Below are 16,300 nucleotides of genomic sequence, written 5' to 3'. Positions count from 1 at the left end.
TGACAAGCAAAATCGTGTGGCAATTCTATTGTCTACATTCAATGGCGAACGGTTTCTGCCCGCGCAGCTTGATTCCCTGCTGGCGCAGAGCCATGCAGGTTGCGATATCTGGGTGCGCGACGATGGCTCGAGCGACCAGAGCCTGGCCATTGTCCGGCGCTATGTCAGCATCAATCCGAACATCCATTGCCAGGCAGGGCCAAACCTCGGTTTTGTAGCTAGTTTTTACGAATTATTGCAAAACGTGGGCGCGGGCTATGATTTCTATTTTTTCTGCGACCAGGACGATGTCTGGCTGCCCAGCAAGGTGAGCCGCGCGTTGGCGCTGTTGAACGCGGAGCAGGGCGCGGCACTGTACTGCTCGCGCACCCAGTATGTGGACCGTGAGCTGCAGCCCATCGGACCCTCGCCCGATTATGACCGCAGCGCCATCGGCTGGGGCAATGCGCTGGTGCAGAACATTGCGACCGGTTGCACGATAGCCCTCAACAGTGCGGCGCGCGAGCGCCTGCTGTCCCAGCGCCCGGGCTTTTGCCTGGCGCACGACTGGTGGGCCTACCTGGTGGTATCGGCCTTTGGCCGGGTGGTGTTCGACAGCGAGAGCCACATCCTCTACCGCCAGCATGGCAGCAACACCATCGGCATGCAAAAGCAGGGCCTGGCCGGCCAATGGGCGCGCGTGCAGCGCTTCTGGCGCCGGCTGCGTCAGGCGGGACCCGGCTGGATCGACCAACTGAGCGAGTTTGACCGGCTGCATGGCACCAACCTGCCCGATGCCCAGCGCCGCCAGCTGCGCATGCTGATCCGCTCGCGCAGCAGCTGGATCACCGCGCTGCGCGCCTCCGCCCAGCACTATTACTGGCGCATGAGCGCAGTCGACACGCTGATCCTGCGCGTGCTGCTCGCGCTGCGTCTGTACTGAGGCGCGCTGTTACACGTGGACGGCGGGCAGATTTCTGGGCTGACGGCTGATGGATAATGCCCGCTGATGTCCGCCAGCCCCACCTCTCCACTCCCGCCCATCGCCTTGTCCGTGGTCAGCCATGGCCATGGCACGATGGTGCAGCAGCTGCTCGATGCCTTGGCCGTGCATGGCGCGGGCGGCGCAGGTGTCAGCCGTGTGGTGCTGACCTTGAACCTGCCCGAGCCTGCGCCTGTGGCGCCTGCCGGCGGCTGGCCCTTTGTGCTGGAGCTGCGCCACAACACGGTGCCGCAAGGTTTTTCCGCCAACCACAATGCCGCCTTGGCTGGCGCGGCCGAGCCATTGGTCTGCGTGCTCAACCCCGATGTGGACCTGCGCGGCGGCAATCCCTTCCCGGCCCTGGTGCGCGCGCTGCAGCGCCAAGGCGTGGGCCTGGCCTACCCGATGCAGGTGGATGAACATGGCCAGCTGCAGGACAGCGAGCGGGAGCTGCCCACCCCCTGGTCCTTGCTGCGCCGCTATGCAGTCAAACGGCGGGAGACCCGCGCCGAGTGGGTCAATGGCGCGATGTGGCTGCTACCTACCGCAGTCTGGCAGGGCATTGGCGGGCTCAATACCGCGTACTTCATGTACTGCGAGGATGTGGAGCTCTGTCTGCGCCTGCGCCTGGCCGGTTGGACCCTGGCGCGCGCGGATTGTGTAGTGGGCCATGCCGGCCAGCGTGCCAGCCACCGCCGGGCCCGCCATGCTTTGTGGCATATTCGCAGCTTGCTGCGGCTGTGGGCCTCGGCAGTTTTCTGGCGCGCCCGGGCCTTGCTCCGGCGCACCCCCACCGCAGCACTCACGATGACCGAATAATGATTTTCCTGGCAGTGGTCGCTTTTCTCTGTACGCTGATTGGCGCGGGTTTCATAGTGCGCCGCATGCGCGGCCACGCCAAACGCTATGGCAAGGATTTGCCCCAGCGCTTCCACGTCGGCCACATTCCGCGTCTGGGCGGCCTGGCCATGTTCAGTAGCCTGGTGCTGACGGTCGGCGTCGCCGGGGTGCAGAACTGGTGGGGCTACTACGGCAATGCATTGCACTGGAACCAGTGGGTGCTCTACTTCTTCATGGCCATGCTGCCCGCAGTGGCGGGCGGCATTGCCGAGGACATGACCCAGCGCATGACCGTGCGCTACCGCCTGATCCTGACCTTGCTGACCGGCTTGCTGGCCGTCTACCTGCTGGGCATGACGGTGCCGCGCATGGGCCTGGTCTGGATGGACGCGGCACTGAGTGCCGCGCCTTGGCTGGGCATGGCGCTGGCCGTGCTGGCGATTGCGGGCCTGCCGCATGCCTTCAACATCATCGATGGCTACAACGGGTTGGCCGGCATGGTGGCGGTCATCATCTGCGCAGCGCTCACCCATGTGGCGCTGCAGTTGGGCGACCGGGAGCTGGCCGCCATCCTGGTGATCACCGCAGCGGCCACCCTGGGTTTCATGTTCTGGAACTACCCCATGGGCCAGCTGTTTGCCGGTGATGGCGGCGCCTATGTCTGGGGCATCGTGATCGCCTTTTGCAGCATCACCCTGGTGCAGCGCCACCCCATCGTCTCACCCTGGTTCCCGATGCTGCTGCTCATCTATCCGGTCTGGGAGACGATGTTCTCCATCTACCGCAAGCTCGCGCGGGGGGACTCGCCGGGCATGGCCGATGCGCTGCACCTGCACCAGCTGATCTACCGCCGTATCGTGCGCAGCGTGCTCGATGAAAATGCCGCACGTCGCATGCTGCGGCGCAATAACCGGACGGCTCCGTATTTGTGGGCGTTCACTTTGCTCACCGTGGTGCCGGCGGTCCTGTTCTGGCGCAACACCTATATCCTGATTGGTTTCTGCGCGCTGTTCTGTGTCTCCTACGTCGCTGCCTATCTGGTGATCGTGCGCTTCAAGCTGCCGGGCTGGATTCGCTGATCAGCAGGCAGGCGGCACTTTGGGGCACAATGCGCGTTTTGCATCTTCTCCGCTGCTGTAAAGGCCTGCAACCATGACGACTCCTTCTCTCTCCATTGCCCCGCGCGACAAGGCTGAAATTCTGGCGCAGGCGCTGCCCTACATCCGCAAGTTCCATGGCAAGACCATGGTCATCAAGTACGGCGGCAATGCGATGACCGACCCCGAACTGCAGGCCGACTTTGCCGAAGACGTGGTGCTGCTCAAGCTCGTGGGCATCAACCCTGTGGTGGTGCATGGTGGCGGCCCGCAGATCGAAAATGCGTTGAAGCGCCTGGGCAAGGAAGGCAAGTTCGTGCAGGGCATGCGCGTGACCGACTCCGAGACCATGGAAGTGGTGGAGTGGGTGCTGGCCGGCGAAGTGCAGCAGGACATCGTGGGCCTGATCAACCAGGCCGGCGGCAAGGCCGTCGGTCTGACCGGCCGGGATGGCGGCCTGATCCGCGCCCAGAAGCTCAAGCTCAAGGACAACAAGGATCCATCGGTCGAACACGATGTGGGCCAGGTCGGCGATATCCTGTCCATCGACCCCAGCGTGGTCAAGGCACTGCAGGACGACGCATTCATCCCGGTGGTCAGCCCGATCGGTTTTGGCGAGAACAACGAAAGCTACAACATCAATGCCGATGTCGTGGCCAGCAAGCTGGCCACGGTGCTGCAGGCGGAAAAGCTGATGCTGCTGACCAACATTCCCGGTGTGCTCGACAAGCAAGGCCAGTTGCTGACCGAGTTGACCTCGCGCCAGATCGATGAGCTGATCGATGACGGCACCATTTCCGGCGGCATGCTGCCCAAACTGGCCGGCGCCATTGATGCCGCCAAGAGCGGTGTCAATGCGGTACATATTGTCGATGGCCGCGTTCCACACGCGATGCTGCTCGAAATTCTGACTGATACGGCCTACGGAACAATGATTCGTAGTTATTGATACATTTGATTGCGTAATTGAGTTGCGCATCTGGCAATGCACATGATTTTTATCATTTTTCTGCAGTTCTTTTGCAGTAAGATGTTACAGAGGGCCCAGGGTTGCGCTTGCAACCTGTGAGGCGAGTGCCTTACTTTTATCAATAAAAAATACCTGGCGGTGTTGGGAGACTGCGTCGGGTGCAGCCTCATATTCAACGCATGTCTGATCAAGAATCTTCTTTCGCCGCCGACCTTGTCGATGCGTCGCTAGAAGCCGCTAACCCGGCACCTACCCGTAAACGTCCGAAACCCGGAGAGCGTCGAATCCAGATTCTGCAGACGCTGGCAGCCATGCTGGAGCAGCCCGGCGCAGACCGGATCACCACGGCAGCGCTGGCCGCGCAAATGTCGATCAGCGAAGCGGCTCTGTACCGCCACTTCGCCAGCAAGGCCCAGATGTATGAGGGCCTGATCGAGTTCATCGAGCAGTCCGTCTACAGCCTGGCCGTGCAGATCACCGGCCGCGATGTGCCCGACCCCGCCAAGACCGTGGAGCAGGGCATTGCCCAGGCCCACCGCGTGGTGGCCATGGTGCTGCAGTTTGGCGAGCGCAACCCTGGCATGGTGCGTGTGATGCTCGGCGATGCGCTGCAGTCCGAAAACCCCCGCCTGCAGCAGCGCATGCAGCAGTTCTTCGAGCGCATCGAGACCACCTTGCGCCAATGCCTGCGCGTGGTACCCGGCGCTGACGCCTCGGCCACGCCGACGGTGGATGCCAATGTGCGCTCCAGCGTTCTGATGTCGTTCCTGATTGGCCGCCTGCAGCGTTTTGCGCGTTCTGATTTCCGGCGCCTGCCCACCGAGCAGCTCGACAGCTGCCTGTCGTTGATGGCGCACTGACGCCGCCTGACTCCATCGCAAAGCTGCTGTGCCTGCCCGGGCCAGCAGCTTTTTTCATGGCGGGTCTGCGCATGCCGTGGTTTACCCTTGCTTTGTACGGCAGCGGTTGGCAGCACACTGGGTTTGTGCAAGAATCAAAAAAAGAACGACCGTGCTATTTTTGATTTATGACCAAATCCCTTGCCTCTACACCGGCTCCCGCCGAGATGGCCAAGCTGGCCAAAGGCGCCCAGACGCGTGCTGCGATTGTGGACGCCGCCTTGTCCCTGGCCGCGCAAGAGGGGCTCGATGGCCTGTCGCTGGGCATGGTGGCGCTGGCGATGGGGATGAGCAAGTCCGGCGTGTTTGCCCATTTTGGCTCACGCGAGGAGCTGCAGTGCTCGGTGGTGCGCGAGTACCACGAGCGCTTTGAGCGCGAAATCTTTGTGCCGGCGCTGCAGGTGCCGCGCGGGCTGGCCCGCTTGCTGCACATGGCCACCGGTTGGATGGGCAGCACCGCCCAGCCCAATGACGCCAGCCGCCTCTACGGCAGCCTCTACATCAGTGGTGCGGTCGAGTTCGACGACCGGCCCGGCGATGTGCGCGATGCGCTGTCCGAATCGGTGCGCATCTGGATGGATGCGATGCGCCGGGCGATTGTGCAGTCGCAGACCGAAGGCCAGCTGCGCAGCGATGTGGCGCCCGACCAGGTGCTGTTCGAGCTGCACGGCATCATCTTGTCGCTGCACTACGAAACCCGTTTTCTACACGGCCCGCTGGCGCTAAAGCATGCCGCCACCGCGTTGCGTAGCGTATTGCTGCGCTATGCCGTCCACCCCGAGCGCGAGGCTGCCTTGATCGATGCCGCGCTCGCCCCCTGCCTGGCGGCGCAGCCCGATGCGGCTGCGCCCGCTTCCGTTTCTGTTTGACCTCGTCATTTTTCCAAAGGACTTTCCATGCCTCAGTACACCCCGCCGCTGCGCGACATGCAGTTCCTCATGCAAGAAGTGCTGGGCCTGCCCGCCCGTTTTGCGCAGCTGCCCGCCTATGCCGACGTCGACAGCGGCACCATGGATGCGATCTTGGAAGAGGCCGGCAAGTTCGCGGTTGAAGTGGTGCAACCGCTCAACCTGTCTGGCGACGCTGAAGGCTGCACGCGCAACCCGGCCGATTCGAGCGTGACGACGCCCAAGGGTTTCAAAGAGGCCTATGCCAAGTATGTGGAAGGCGGCTGGGCGGCCTTGTCCTGCGACAGCGCCTATGGCGGCCAGGGCCTGCCCTTTGTGCTGAACCAGTGCCTGTATGAAATGCTCAACAGCGCCAACCAGGCCTGGGCCATGTACCCCGGTCTGTCGCACGGCGCCTATGAGGCGCTCCATGTGTATGGCTCGGACGAGCAGAAAAAGCTCTACCTGCCCAAGCTCACCAGCGGCGAGTGGACTGGCACCATGTGCCTGACCGAGCCCCATTGCGGCACCGACCTGGGTCTGCTGCGCACCAAGGCCGAGCCCCAGGCCGATGGCAGCTACAAGATCACCGGCAACAAGATCTTCATCAGCGCCGGTGAGCACGACATGACCGACAACATCGTGCACCTGGTGCTGGCCCGCCTGCCCGATGCGCCCAAGGGCAGCAAGGGAATCAGCCTGTTCCTGGTACCCAAGTTCCTCGTCAACGCCGATGGCTCGCTGGGGGCGCGCAACCCCATCAGCTGCTCGGGCCTGGAGCACAAGATGGGCATCCATGGCAATGCCACCGCACAGATCGCCATCGACGGCGCAGTGGGCACCTTGGTGGGCCAGGCCAACAAGGGCCTGCAGGCGATGTTTGTGATGATGAATGCGGCTCGCCTGGGCGTTGCCAACCAGTCGCTCGGCCTGATGGCCGTGGCCTACGAGAATGCACTGGCCTATGCCAAGGACCGGCTGCAGATGCGCAGCCTCTCGGGCACCAAGGCCAAGGACCTGCCGGCCGACCCCATCATTGTGCACCCCGATGTGCGCCGCATGCTGCTGACCGCCAAGGCCTACAGCGAAGGCGGCCGGGCAATGATGATCGCCACCTCGGCACTGGTCGACGAAGAGCTGAACCACCCCGATGAAGCCTTGCGCAAGGCCCATGCCGCGCAGGTCGCCTTGCTCACCCCCATCCTCAAGGCCTTTCTGACCGACAAGGGGTTTGAGGTGACCGTGCTGTGCCAGCAGGTGTTTGGCGGCCATGGCTACATCCACGAAACCGGCATGGAGCAGTTGGTGCGCGATGCGCGCATCAACATGATCTACGAAGGCACGAATGGCATCCAGGCGCTGGACCTGCTGGGCCGCAAGGTGCTGGGCGACCAGGGTGCGGCGCTCAAGGCGCTGGGCAAGCTGGTGCAGGGCCTCGTGGAGGAAGAGGGCGTCAACGAGCGCATGGCCGACTTCATCAACCCGCTGGCGCAGCTGGCTGGCCAGATGACCGGCATCACCACCGAGCTGGGCCTCAAGGCGCTGCAGAACCCTGACGAAGTGGGCGCTGCGGCCACCGATTACCTCTGCGTGATGGGTCATCTGGTGATGGGCTACTGGTGGGCACGCATGGCCCAGACCGCGCTGCGCGCACTTGCCGAAGGTGGTGTGGCCGACAAGAGCTTCTATGAAGGCAAGCTGCAGACCGCGCGCTTTTACTTTGCGCGCCTGTTCCCCGAGGCGGGCCTGCGCGTGCGCACCATGCGCACCGGCAGCAAGCTCTTGATGAACACCGACGCTGCGCTGGCTTGACACCTGCAGTGCTGCCGAAAAGACCCGAGGAGACCGTGATGCAAACCTTGCTGAAACCTGTGCTGATGGTGGCTGGCAGCTTGGCGGTGGCACTGCCAGCGCTGGCTGCGGACATGTCGCCGGTGGGCCTGTGGCGCACCTTTGACGAGAAAAGTGGTGAACCCAAGTCCGAGGTGCGCATCAGCGACAGCGGCGGGGTGCTCAGCGGCAAGGTGGAAAAGCTGCTGCGCAAGGGCGCCGATCCGCAGGCCGTCTGCGACCGCTGCACCGACGACCGCAAGGGCCAGCCGCTGGTGGGGCTGGAGATCATCCGGGGCGCCAAGCAGGCACAAGGCAAGGCGGTCTGGGAGGACGGCAAGATCCTCGACCCCGAAAACGGCAGCACCTACAGCCTCAAGCTCACGCCTGCCGACAACGGCAACAAGCTCGATGTGCGCGGATCGATCGGCCCCTTTGGCCGCACGCAGACCTGGTCGCGCGTCGAATAGGTTTGACTGAAACTGGCTGCCAGCCTGTAATTTAAAAGCGCTGGCGGCTCTCATAAGTGGAGTAACCATGTCCCGATTTGTGGTGAAAAAAGTGGCGGTGCTCGGCGCCGGGGTGATGGGGGCGCAGATTGCGGCCCACCTCGTCAATGTGCGCGTGCCGGTGGTGCTGTTTGACCTGCCGGCCAAGGAAGGCCCCAAAAGCGCGATTGCCCAGAAGGCGATTGCCAACCTGAAAAAGCTCAAGCCTTCGCCGCTCGGTGTGGCGGCAGAAGCCGATCTGATCACGCCGGCCAACTACGAAGAACACCTGGCGCAGCTCAAGGACTGCGACCTGGTGATCGAGGCGATTGCCGAGCGCATGGACTGGAAGCGCGACCTCTACCACCAGATCGCGCCCTTTGTCGCGCCCCATGCAATCCTGGCCTCCAACACCTCGGGACTGTCGATCACGGCGCTGTCCGAGGCACTGCCCGAACAGCTGCGCCATCGTTTCTGCGGCATCCACTTCTTCAACCCACCGCGCTATATGCAGTTGGTGGAGCTGATCCCGACCGCAGCGACCGAGCCCCAGGTGCTCGACCAGCTCGAAAGCTTTGCTACCAGCCAGCTGGGCAAGGGCGTCGTCCGCGCCAAGGACACGCCCAACTTCGTTGCCAACCGTGTCGGCGTGGCCGGCATGCTGTCCACCATGGCCGAGGCCGAGCGCTTTGGCCTGAGCTACGACGTCGTCGACGACCTGACCGGCAAGAAGCTCGGCCGTGCCAGTTCGGGCACCTTCCGCACTGCCGATGTGGTGGGCCTGGACACCCTGGCCCATGTCATCGCGACCATGCAGACCCAGCTGACCGCGCAGAGCGACTCGTTCTACGCCAGCTACAGCACGCCGGCGGTGTTGACCAAGCTGATCGCCGATGGCGCGCTGGGCCAGAAGACCAAGGCGGGTTTTTACCGCAAGACCAAGATGGGTATCGAGCGCTTTGACCCCGAGCACCAGGCCTATGTGCCCTCGGGCGAAAAGGGCAATGATGTCTATACCCGCATGCTCAAAAAGCCCGCCGGCGAGCGCCTGCAGTTGCTGCGCAACAGTGAAGGCGCGCAAGGCCAGTTCCTCTGGGCCATCTTGCGCAACAGCTTCCACTACGCCGCGGTGCACCTGAAGGACATTGCAGACAATGCCCGCGATGTGGATCTGGCCATGCGCTGGGGCTTTGGCATGCAGCAAGGCCCGTTCGAGCTGTGGCAAGAGGCCGGCTGGCGGCAGGTGGCCAAGATGGTGCAGGAAGACATTGACGCGGGCAAGGCGCTCAGCACCGAGCCGCTGCCGCAGTGGGTGTTTGAAGGCCCCGTCGCGCAGGCTGGCGGCGTGCATACCACGCAGGGCTCCTGGAGCGCGGCCGAGAACCGCTTTGTGCCGCGCCGCGATCTGCCGGTGTATGCGCGCCAGCTCTTCCCCGAACGCGTGCTCGGCGAGGCCAGCGAACCCGAGCAGGACTGGCGCACGGCAGGCCGTACCCTGGCCGAGAGCAAGGCCTCGCGCAGCTGGACCCTGGATGACCAGGTGCTGGTCTTCAGCATCAAGACCAAGATGCATGCCATCAGCCCCGATGTGATGGAAGACCTGCAGGCCGCGCTGGCGCTGGCCGAGAAGGAATTTGACGCCATGGTCATCTGGTCGGGCGATGCGCCTTTCAGCGTGGGCGCCGATCTGCAGGCGATGATGCCGGCCTTTGCGCTGCAAGGCCCGATGGCCATCGACCAGATCGAGCAAGTAATGCAGCAGCTCTTCCTGTCGGTGCGCTATGCGCAGATCCCTGTGGTGGGCGCTGTGCATGGCATGGCATTGGGCGGCGGCTGCGAGCTGCTGCTGCACTGCGCACGCCGCGTGGCCCATATGGAGAGCTACATCGGCCTGGTCGAAATGGGCGTGGGCCTGGTGCCTGGCGCCGGCGGCCTCACCAATGTGGCCTACCAGGCGGCGCGCCATGCGCAGTACTCCACCGGCACGGATCTGCTGCCCTTCCTGGCCAACGGCTTTACCGCAGCGGCCAAGGCCACCGTGGGCACCAGCGCGCTGGAGTCGCAGGCCATTGGCTACTTGCAGGCCGATGATGTCATCGTGCCGCACCGCGACGAGCTGCTGTTTGTGGCGCTGACGCAGGCCAAGGCCATGGCACAGTCGGGCTGGCGCCCACCGCAGCGCAAGCCTTTCCCGGTGGCCGGCCGCAGTGGCGCAGCCACCTTGCGCAGCACCTTGGTCAACATGCGCGAAGGCGGCTTCATCAGCGAGCACGACATGCTGATTGCCAGCCACATGGCGGATGTGGTCTGCGGCGGCGACGTGGATGCCGGCACCCTCGTGAACGAGGAATACCTGATGGCGCTGGAGCGCAAGGCCTTTACCGACCTGATCGTGAAGGAAAAAACCCAGGAGCGCATTCTGGGCATGCTGAACACCGGCAAGCCGGTCCGCAATTAAGGCCCAGCATGCATAACAACGCCCTGCTCTCCAACCCCCTCTCCCGCAAGCGGGAGAGGGCAGGGGTGAGGGCGGATGTCAGGCTGCAGCAGGCCCGCGCCCTGCGCCAATCCCCCACCACGGCAGAACAGGTGCAGTGGCGCCACCTGCGCAACCGCCAGCTGGCGGGCGCCAAGTTCCGCAGACAGCATCCGCTGGGTCCTTACATCCTGGATTTTGTCTGCCTGGAGCATGGGCTGGTGGTTGAGGTGGATGGTGGCCAGCATGCGGATCTGCAGGCGCAAGCCTATGACCGGCAGCGCCCGGTGTGGTTGCGGCAGCAAGGCTTGCGGGTTCTGCGGTTTTGGAACCATGAGGTTGTTCAACAAACGAATGAGGTGCTTGCGCATGTGCTGCAGGCCCTCACCCCGGCCCTCTCCCGTACGCGGGAGAGGGAGGTGAATACAGAGGACGAGTGACCATGAGTAAACAAGTTCAAGACGCCTACATCGTTGCGGCGACGCGCACACCGATTGGCAAGTCGCACAAAGGCTATTTGCGCAATATGCGCCCCGATGACCTGCTGGCCACCACGATGAAGGCCGTGCTGGCGCAGGCGCCGGGGCTGGATCCGCAGGCGATCGAGGATGTGGTCTGCGGCTGCGCGATCCCCGAAGCCCAGCAGGGCCTGAACGTGGCGCGCATCAGCGCGGTGCTGGCAGGGCTGCCGGTGGGGGTGGGCGGGGTGACGGTCAACCGCTTTTGCGCATCGGGCCTGACCGCTTTGCAGATGGCCGCCGACCGCATCCGCGTGGGCGGGGCCGATGTGATGATCGCCGCAGGCGTCGAGAGCATGAGCATGGTGCCGATGATGGGCAACTCGCCGTCGCTGTCGCCGTCCATCTTTGAGCGCGAAGGCGATGTCGGCATTGCCTACGGCATGGGGCTGACGGCAGAGAAGGTCGCGCAGCGCTGGAAGGTCGGCCGCGATGCCCAGGATGCCTTTGCACTGCAGTCGCACCAGCGCGCGCTGGCGGCGCAGCAGGCGGGCGATTTTGCCGCTGAGATCACGCCGATCACCGTGACCGACCGGGGCGTGGACATTGCCAAGGGCGAGGCGGTGAGCCGCTCGCGCACCATCAGCCTGGATGAAGGACCGCGCCCCGACACCTCGATCGAAGGCCTGGCCAAGCTGCGCACCGTGTTTGCGGCGCGTGGCTCGGTCACTGCCGGCAACAGCTCGCAGACCAGCGATGGCGCCGGTGCCTTGTTGGTGGTGAGCGAGGCGGCACTCAAGCGCTTCAACCTGACGCCGCTGGCACGCTTTGTCAGCTATGCCAGCAAGGGCGTGCCGCCCGAGATCATGGGCATTGGCCCGATTGAGGCGATCCCGGTGGCGCTGCGCCATGCGGGCCTGTCCTTGCAGGACATGGACTGGATCGAGCTGAACGAGGCCTTTGCTGCGCAGTCGCTGGCGGTCATCGAGCAATTGGGCATGGACCCGGCCAAGGTCAACCCCATGGGCGGCGCGATTGCGCTGGGCCACCCGCTGGGCGCTACAGGCGCCATCCGTGCCGCCACCGTCGTGCATGCGCTGCAGCGCAACAAGCTCAAATACGGCATGGTGACCATGTGCGTGGGCATGGGGCAGGGCGCGGCCGGCATTCTGGAGCGCGTGTAAACCGGCGCAGGCCACGGCATCTGTCGCCCACAAGGCTGCGGCAGATGCCGCTGGCTGCTACTGTCGGGTGGCAGAAAATGCAACTGCATTACCAGCCTTGCAAGGCTTGGTACGGGCACAAGGCGTTTTCAGCGGAGTCAAAAATTTCTGCGAAAGATGTCCGAATGAGTGAACTCTCCACCAACAGCGAACGCCATGCCTTTGACCGTGCCATGGCGATGGAAGCAACCGGCCAGAACCAGTACGCGGCGCAGGCCAGCAAGGACTACTGGAACATGGTCGGGCCCTATGGCGGCATCACAGCTGCCCAAGTGGCACAGGCGGTGTTGCAGCACCCGCAGCGCCTGGGGGATCTGGTGGCAATCACCGTGAACTACGCTGGTGCGGTGGGCGAGCGGCCGTATGCGATCGAGGCCATCCCCGCCCGCACCAACCGCAGCACCCAGCACTGGATCATCACCCTGCGCGAGCAGGATGCGCAGGGCCAGTGGTCCACCACGACCACCGCGACGGCGATGACGGCGCTGGCGCGCGAAACCTGGTCGGACGACGAATACGCGATGCCCGAGGTGCCGCCGGCCAGCGCGGTGGAGCGCTACACCACCGATTTCCGTGTGGAATGGCTGAACCGCTACAACATCCGCCCGCTGCTGGGCGGCTACCCGACGGAGTGGGATGGCGCGGCCAGCCCGAGTCTCACCCGCATGTGGGTGGGCGACGAGCCCCCGCGCCCGCTGGATGTTCCGGCGCTGACCTCGCTGTGCGATGTGTTTTTTCCCCGCATCTGGCTGCGCCGCGCCAAGCGCGTGCCGGTGGGCACCGTGTCCTTGACGGTCTATGTGCATGCCAGTGCCGAGCAATTGGCCGCCGTGGGTACCCAGCCGGTGCTGGCCCAGGCGCAGGGCCAGGGCTTTCGGGATGGCTTTTTTGACCAGACCGCGCAGATCTGGTCGCCCCAGGGCGTTTTGCTGGCCACCAGCCACCAGCTGGTCTATTACAAGGAATAAGGCGTGCCAAATCCGGTTAGCATGCCAGCGTCTTCGGTGTGCGCCCTGGCAGTGGCCCGGGCCCGGCACCGAACCTTTTTTGAGAGACTGTTATGACGATCCAATCCTCCTGCGACGATATCCGGGTGCTGGCCGAAGCGGGCATCTGCACCATCACCTTCAACCGGGTGGCCAAGAAGAACTCGCTGACCGGCGCCATGTACCTGGCGTTGGCGGACATCTTGCAGCAGGCCGCCAGCAGCAGCGACGTGCGTGTGGTGCTGTTCCAGGGCGATGCCTCGGTGTTTACCGCCGGCAACGACCTGGGCGATTTCCTCCACGGTCCCAAGCCCGATGACAACGCGCCGCCATTCCAGTTCCTGCAGGCGCTGGCCGCCTTCCCCAAGCCCATCGTCGCAGCCGTCTGCGGCCCGGCTGTGGGCATTGGCACCACGATGCTGCTGCACTGCGACCTGGTCTATGCCGGTGACAACGCGATGTTCTCGCTGCCCTTCGTCAACCTGGGCTTCTGCCCCGAAGGGGCATCCAGCCTGCTGCTGCCGCAGCTGATGGGCCACCAGCGCGCCTGCGAGGCTTTGCTGCTGGGCGACCCCTTCATGGCCGAGGCGGCACTGGAGGTGGGCCTGGTCAACCGGGTGGTGCCGCCGACCGAATGCAACACCATCGCGCAGGCACAAGCGGCCAAGCTGGCCGCCAAGCCGCTGGCCTCGCTGATGGCCAGCAAGCGCCTGCTCAAGAGCGGCCAGATGGCGGCGGTTCAGTCGCGCATCGCTGAAGAAGGCCGTGTGTTTGCCGATCTGCTGCAGCAGCCCGCCGCCAAGGAGGCGATGCAGGCCTTTATGGAAAAGCGCAAGCCCAACTTCAGCGGTCTGTGATCGCTGCTGAGGCTGGCTTGGCAGGCGCCAGCTTGCCAATGCGGCAGCCCTGCGCTGCCAGCAGCTCGCCAAACGCCGGCGAGCGCAGATAGGCCCACTCCACCGGCCGCTGCTGGCCAATGGCGTCCTCCGGCATCGGCGTTTGTGCCGGGTGGCACATCAAGAGGCTGCCGTCCTGGCATTCGGCCAGCCATTGCGCCATCAGGCTGCCATAGGCGGCCTCCGTCGGCGCATCAAACCCATAGACCCCCGCGAAGCCCTGGTTGGTGGCCCAGCGCTGGCGCTGCAGCTGGTGGCTGAGGCGGTAGCCGCCCAGCAGCGCGATCGTGGCCGATTTGGCCTGCCAACGCAAAGCGCCTGCAGGGGCCGTGGAGCGGATCCAGATCTGCCGGGCGGCCTCGCCATAGCGGGCGCTGAGCTCGGCCAGCATCGCTTTGCGCACGCCGGGCAGCTGGTGCACATGCTGGTGGCCATCCACATAGACGGGCGGCATGCCCAGCGCATCCTCAAAGGCATCGAGCTGGCGGCGCCAGGCATCGCGCAGCGCAGCGGCAGGCAGCCGGGCGGTGTAGGCCTGGCTGAGAATGCGCGTGATGGGGGTATCGGGCGCTATGCCATGGCCTTCGGTCAGGTTGAAATGCAGGCCCAGGTCCAGCTGGCTGCGCACCGCAGGCAAGGCGCGTGCAGCAGCACGCCAGCCCGGGGCCGTGGTCATGCAGCTGGTAGCAGAGAGGCGGCCCAGCGCCGCAAGCTCCAGCACCGCTGCATCAACAGCCGGGTGCAGCGCAAAATCATCGGCGCAGAGGGTGATGTTCTTCATGGTGCTCAGTGCGGCGCAGCATGGGCAAAGGCCCAGCACTTGGCTGCGACAAAGGTGAATACCGCTACGACCACCAGCACCGCGACCAGGCTCCAGGCATAGTGCCAGTGCAGCTCGTGCAGGGCCAGGTAGTACAGCAGTTCATTGAGGGCGAAGGAGCTGCAGGCGACCAGAAAGAAGCGCGGCAGCGCCTGGGCATGCGGCGCCTTTTTATCGGCAAAGGTCAGCCAGGCGTGGCCGCTGTAGCTGACCCCAAAGGCGACCAGAAAAGCCAGCACATTGGCCAGCAGCGGCGCCATGCCCGCGCCGCCCACCAGGAGCAGCACCACCAGCAAATGCGTGGCCGCCGCCGAGCCACCCACGGCAATGAACTGCAGGCCTTGCGGCAGTCTGCGCAGGCGCTCGGCCAAGGCGGCGACCCGCAAGCTCAGGACTCCGGCGGCATCGGCGCAACCGGTGCCGGCGCCGTGGCGGATGCCGGCACATGCGGGGTGGCCACGGGCTCGCTGCTCACGGGGCTGCGGTCATCGTTGTTCGCCACGATGTACAAAGGCCGGCGCTTGACCTCGTCATAAATGCGGCCGATGTACTCGCCCAGCATGCCAATGGACATCAGTTGCACGCCGGAGAACAGCATCAGGCCGGCGGCCAAGGTCGGCCAGCCGTCGATAGGGTTGTCCAGCACGATGGTCTCGACAGTGATGTAGATGCCGTAGAGGATGGCCATCACCGAGATGCAAAAGCCCACCAGGCTCCAGATGCGCAGCGGCAAGGTGGTAAACGAGGTCAACCCCTGAAACGCCAGCGCGAACAGCCGGTGAAAATTGAAGCTGGACTGCCCGCTGCGCCGGCTATCGGGCACAAAGGGCAGCGCCACACTCTTGAAGCCGACCCAGGCGTACAGGCCCTTCATGAAGCGGTTGCGCTCGGGCAGTTGGCGCAGCGCATCGACCACCTTGCGGTCCATGAGCCGGAAATCGCCCGCGTTCTCGGGGATGTGCACGGCGTTGTCGCGGTTCATCAGGTAGTAGAACAGCCAGGTGCCCCAGCGCTTGGCCTTGGCCTCGCCAGCGCGGTCGGCGATGACGCCGTAGACCATGTCATAGCCGCCCTGCCACAGCTGCACCATCTCGGCAATCAGGGGCAGGGGGTGCTGAAAGTCGGCATCGATCAACAGCACCGCATTGCCGCGTGCATAGTCCAGCCCGGCGGTCATCGCCGCTTCCTTGCCAAAATTGCGCGCCAGCTGGATGTAGTGCAGCGGCAGCTGTTGGCCCAGGCGCTGGGCCACTTCATCGGTGGTGTCCTTGCTGCCGTCATTGACCAGCACGATCTCGCACTCTACAGAGAGTGCTCGCACGGTCTCGTACAAGGCCGGCAGAAAGGCTTCCAGGTTGCTGGCTTCGTTATAGGCAGGCACCACGCAGCTCAAGCGCAACGGTGGCCGGGGCGCCGTGCGGGTGGAGGGCGGAGCGGGAGGCAGGGTGTCAGGCATAGTTGTGCTGTAT

The 16,300-nt window shown here is 64.4% G+C and carries 16 protein-coding genes; 13 read left to right on the top strand and 3 right to left on the bottom strand.

Annotated elements, in window-relative coordinates:
* Positions 1-16: 16 nt before the first annotated feature.
* The 13 genes from AB7A72_RS19295 (at position 17) to AB7A72_RS19235 (ending at position 13,972) form a co-directional block, all read left to right on the top strand.
* Positions 17-922 carry a glycosyltransferase family 2 protein gene (locus AB7A72_RS19295; protein WP_369460864.1) on the top strand — a complete coding sequence of 302 codons (906 nt, stop codon included), beginning with the start codon at positions 17-19 and terminating at the stop codon, positions 920-922.
* A 66-nt stretch (positions 923-988) separates the two neighbouring features.
* Positions 989-1,780 (top strand): glycosyltransferase family 2 protein, encoded by a 792-nt coding sequence (locus AB7A72_RS19290; protein WP_239810588.1) that lies wholly within the window; start codon positions 989-991, stop codon positions 1,778-1,780.
* Entirely contained in the window at positions 1,780-2,880 is a 1,101-nt protein-coding gene (locus tag AB7A72_RS19285) for a glycosyltransferase family 4 protein (RefSeq protein ID WP_239810589.1), read from the top strand. Before AB7A72_RS19290 ends, AB7A72_RS19285 begins: the two co-directional genes overlap by 1 nt.
* A gap of 73 nt (positions 2,881-2,953) precedes the next feature.
* Positions 2,954-3,847: an acetylglutamate kinase gene (argB, locus tag AB7A72_RS19280; RefSeq protein WP_239810590.1), complete on the top strand. Its 894-nt coding sequence runs from the start codon at positions 2,954-2,956 to the stop codon at positions 3,845-3,847.
* Between the two features lie 200 nt (positions 3,848-4,047).
* Positions 4,048-4,728, top strand: coding sequence for a nucleoid occlusion factor SlmA (gene slmA / locus AB7A72_RS19275; RefSeq protein WP_312417112.1), 681 nt, complete (start codon positions 4,048-4,050; stop codon positions 4,726-4,728).
* A 167-nt stretch (positions 4,729-4,895) separates the two neighbouring features.
* Complete coding sequence (locus tag AB7A72_RS19270; protein ID WP_312528890.1) at positions 4,896-5,636, top strand: TetR/AcrR family transcriptional regulator; 741 nt, start codon at positions 4,896-4,898, stop codon at positions 5,634-5,636.
* A 27-nt stretch (positions 5,637-5,663) separates the two neighbouring features.
* Entirely contained in the window at positions 5,664-7,466 is a 1,803-nt protein-coding gene (locus AB7A72_RS19265) for an acyl-CoA dehydrogenase C-terminal domain-containing protein (protein ID WP_369460863.1), read from the top strand.
* Between the two features lie 38 nt (positions 7,467-7,504).
* Positions 7,505-7,954, top strand: coding sequence for a DUF2147 domain-containing protein (locus tag AB7A72_RS19260; protein WP_394680553.1), 450 nt, complete (start codon positions 7,505-7,507; stop codon positions 7,952-7,954).
* A gap of 67 nt (positions 7,955-8,021) precedes the next feature.
* Positions 8,022-10,430 (top strand): 3-hydroxyacyl-CoA dehydrogenase/enoyl-CoA hydratase family protein, encoded by a 2,409-nt coding sequence (locus tag AB7A72_RS19255; RefSeq protein ID WP_369460862.1) that lies wholly within the window; start codon positions 8,022-8,024, stop codon positions 10,428-10,430.
* Between the two features lie 8 nt (positions 10,431-10,438).
* Positions 10,439-10,888 (top strand): endonuclease domain-containing protein, encoded by a 450-nt coding sequence (locus tag AB7A72_RS19250; RefSeq protein ID WP_369460861.1) that lies wholly within the window; start codon positions 10,439-10,441, stop codon positions 10,886-10,888.
* A gap of 2 nt (positions 10,889-10,890) precedes the next feature.
* Positions 10,891-12,090: an acetyl-CoA C-acyltransferase gene (locus AB7A72_RS19245; RefSeq protein ID WP_369460860.1), complete on the top strand. Its 1,200-nt coding sequence runs from the start codon at positions 10,891-10,893 to the stop codon at positions 12,088-12,090.
* Between the two features lie 164 nt (positions 12,091-12,254).
* Positions 12,255-13,097 (top strand): thioesterase family protein, encoded by an 843-nt coding sequence (locus tag AB7A72_RS19240; protein WP_369460859.1) that lies wholly within the window; start codon positions 12,255-12,257, stop codon positions 13,095-13,097.
* Positions 13,098-13,189: 92 nt separating this feature from the next.
* Positions 13,190-13,972 carry an enoyl-CoA hydratase gene (locus AB7A72_RS19235; RefSeq protein WP_239810598.1) on the top strand — a complete coding sequence of 261 codons (783 nt, stop codon included), beginning with the start codon at positions 13,190-13,192 and terminating at the stop codon, positions 13,970-13,972.
* On the opposite strand, the gene AB7A72_RS19230 is transcribed toward AB7A72_RS19235, so the two are convergent.
* Genes AB7A72_RS19230 through AB7A72_RS19220 form a run of 3 tightly spaced genes read right to left on the bottom strand, consistent with a single transcriptional unit; the run spans position 13,959 to position 16,287 of the window.
* A complete protein-coding gene (locus tag AB7A72_RS19230) occupies positions 13,959-14,792 on the bottom strand; it encodes a ChbG/HpnK family deacetylase (RefSeq protein WP_369460858.1) in 834 nt (277 codons plus the stop codon). The genes AB7A72_RS19235 and AB7A72_RS19230 overlap by 14 nt on opposite strands.
* Before the next feature lie 5 nt (positions 14,793-14,797).
* Positions 14,798-15,223: a GtrA family protein gene (locus AB7A72_RS19225; protein ID WP_369460962.1), complete on the bottom strand. Its 426-nt coding sequence runs from the start codon at positions 15,221-15,223 to the stop codon at positions 14,798-14,800.
* Complete coding sequence (locus AB7A72_RS19220) at positions 15,220-16,287, bottom strand: glycosyltransferase family 2 protein (RefSeq protein WP_369460857.1); 1,068 nt, start codon at positions 16,285-16,287, stop codon at positions 15,220-15,222. Before AB7A72_RS19220 ends, AB7A72_RS19225 begins: the two co-directional genes overlap by 4 nt.
* Positions 16,288-16,300 lie beyond the last annotated feature (13 nt).

The sequence above is a fragment of the Comamonas sediminis genome (assembly GCF_041107495.1).
Classification (GTDB): domain Bacteria; phylum Pseudomonadota; class Gammaproteobacteria; order Burkholderiales; family Burkholderiaceae_C; genus Comamonas; species Comamonas sediminis.
Note: the sequence above shows the minus strand (reverse complement) of the source record. Positions and strands in the feature narration are given on the sequence as shown.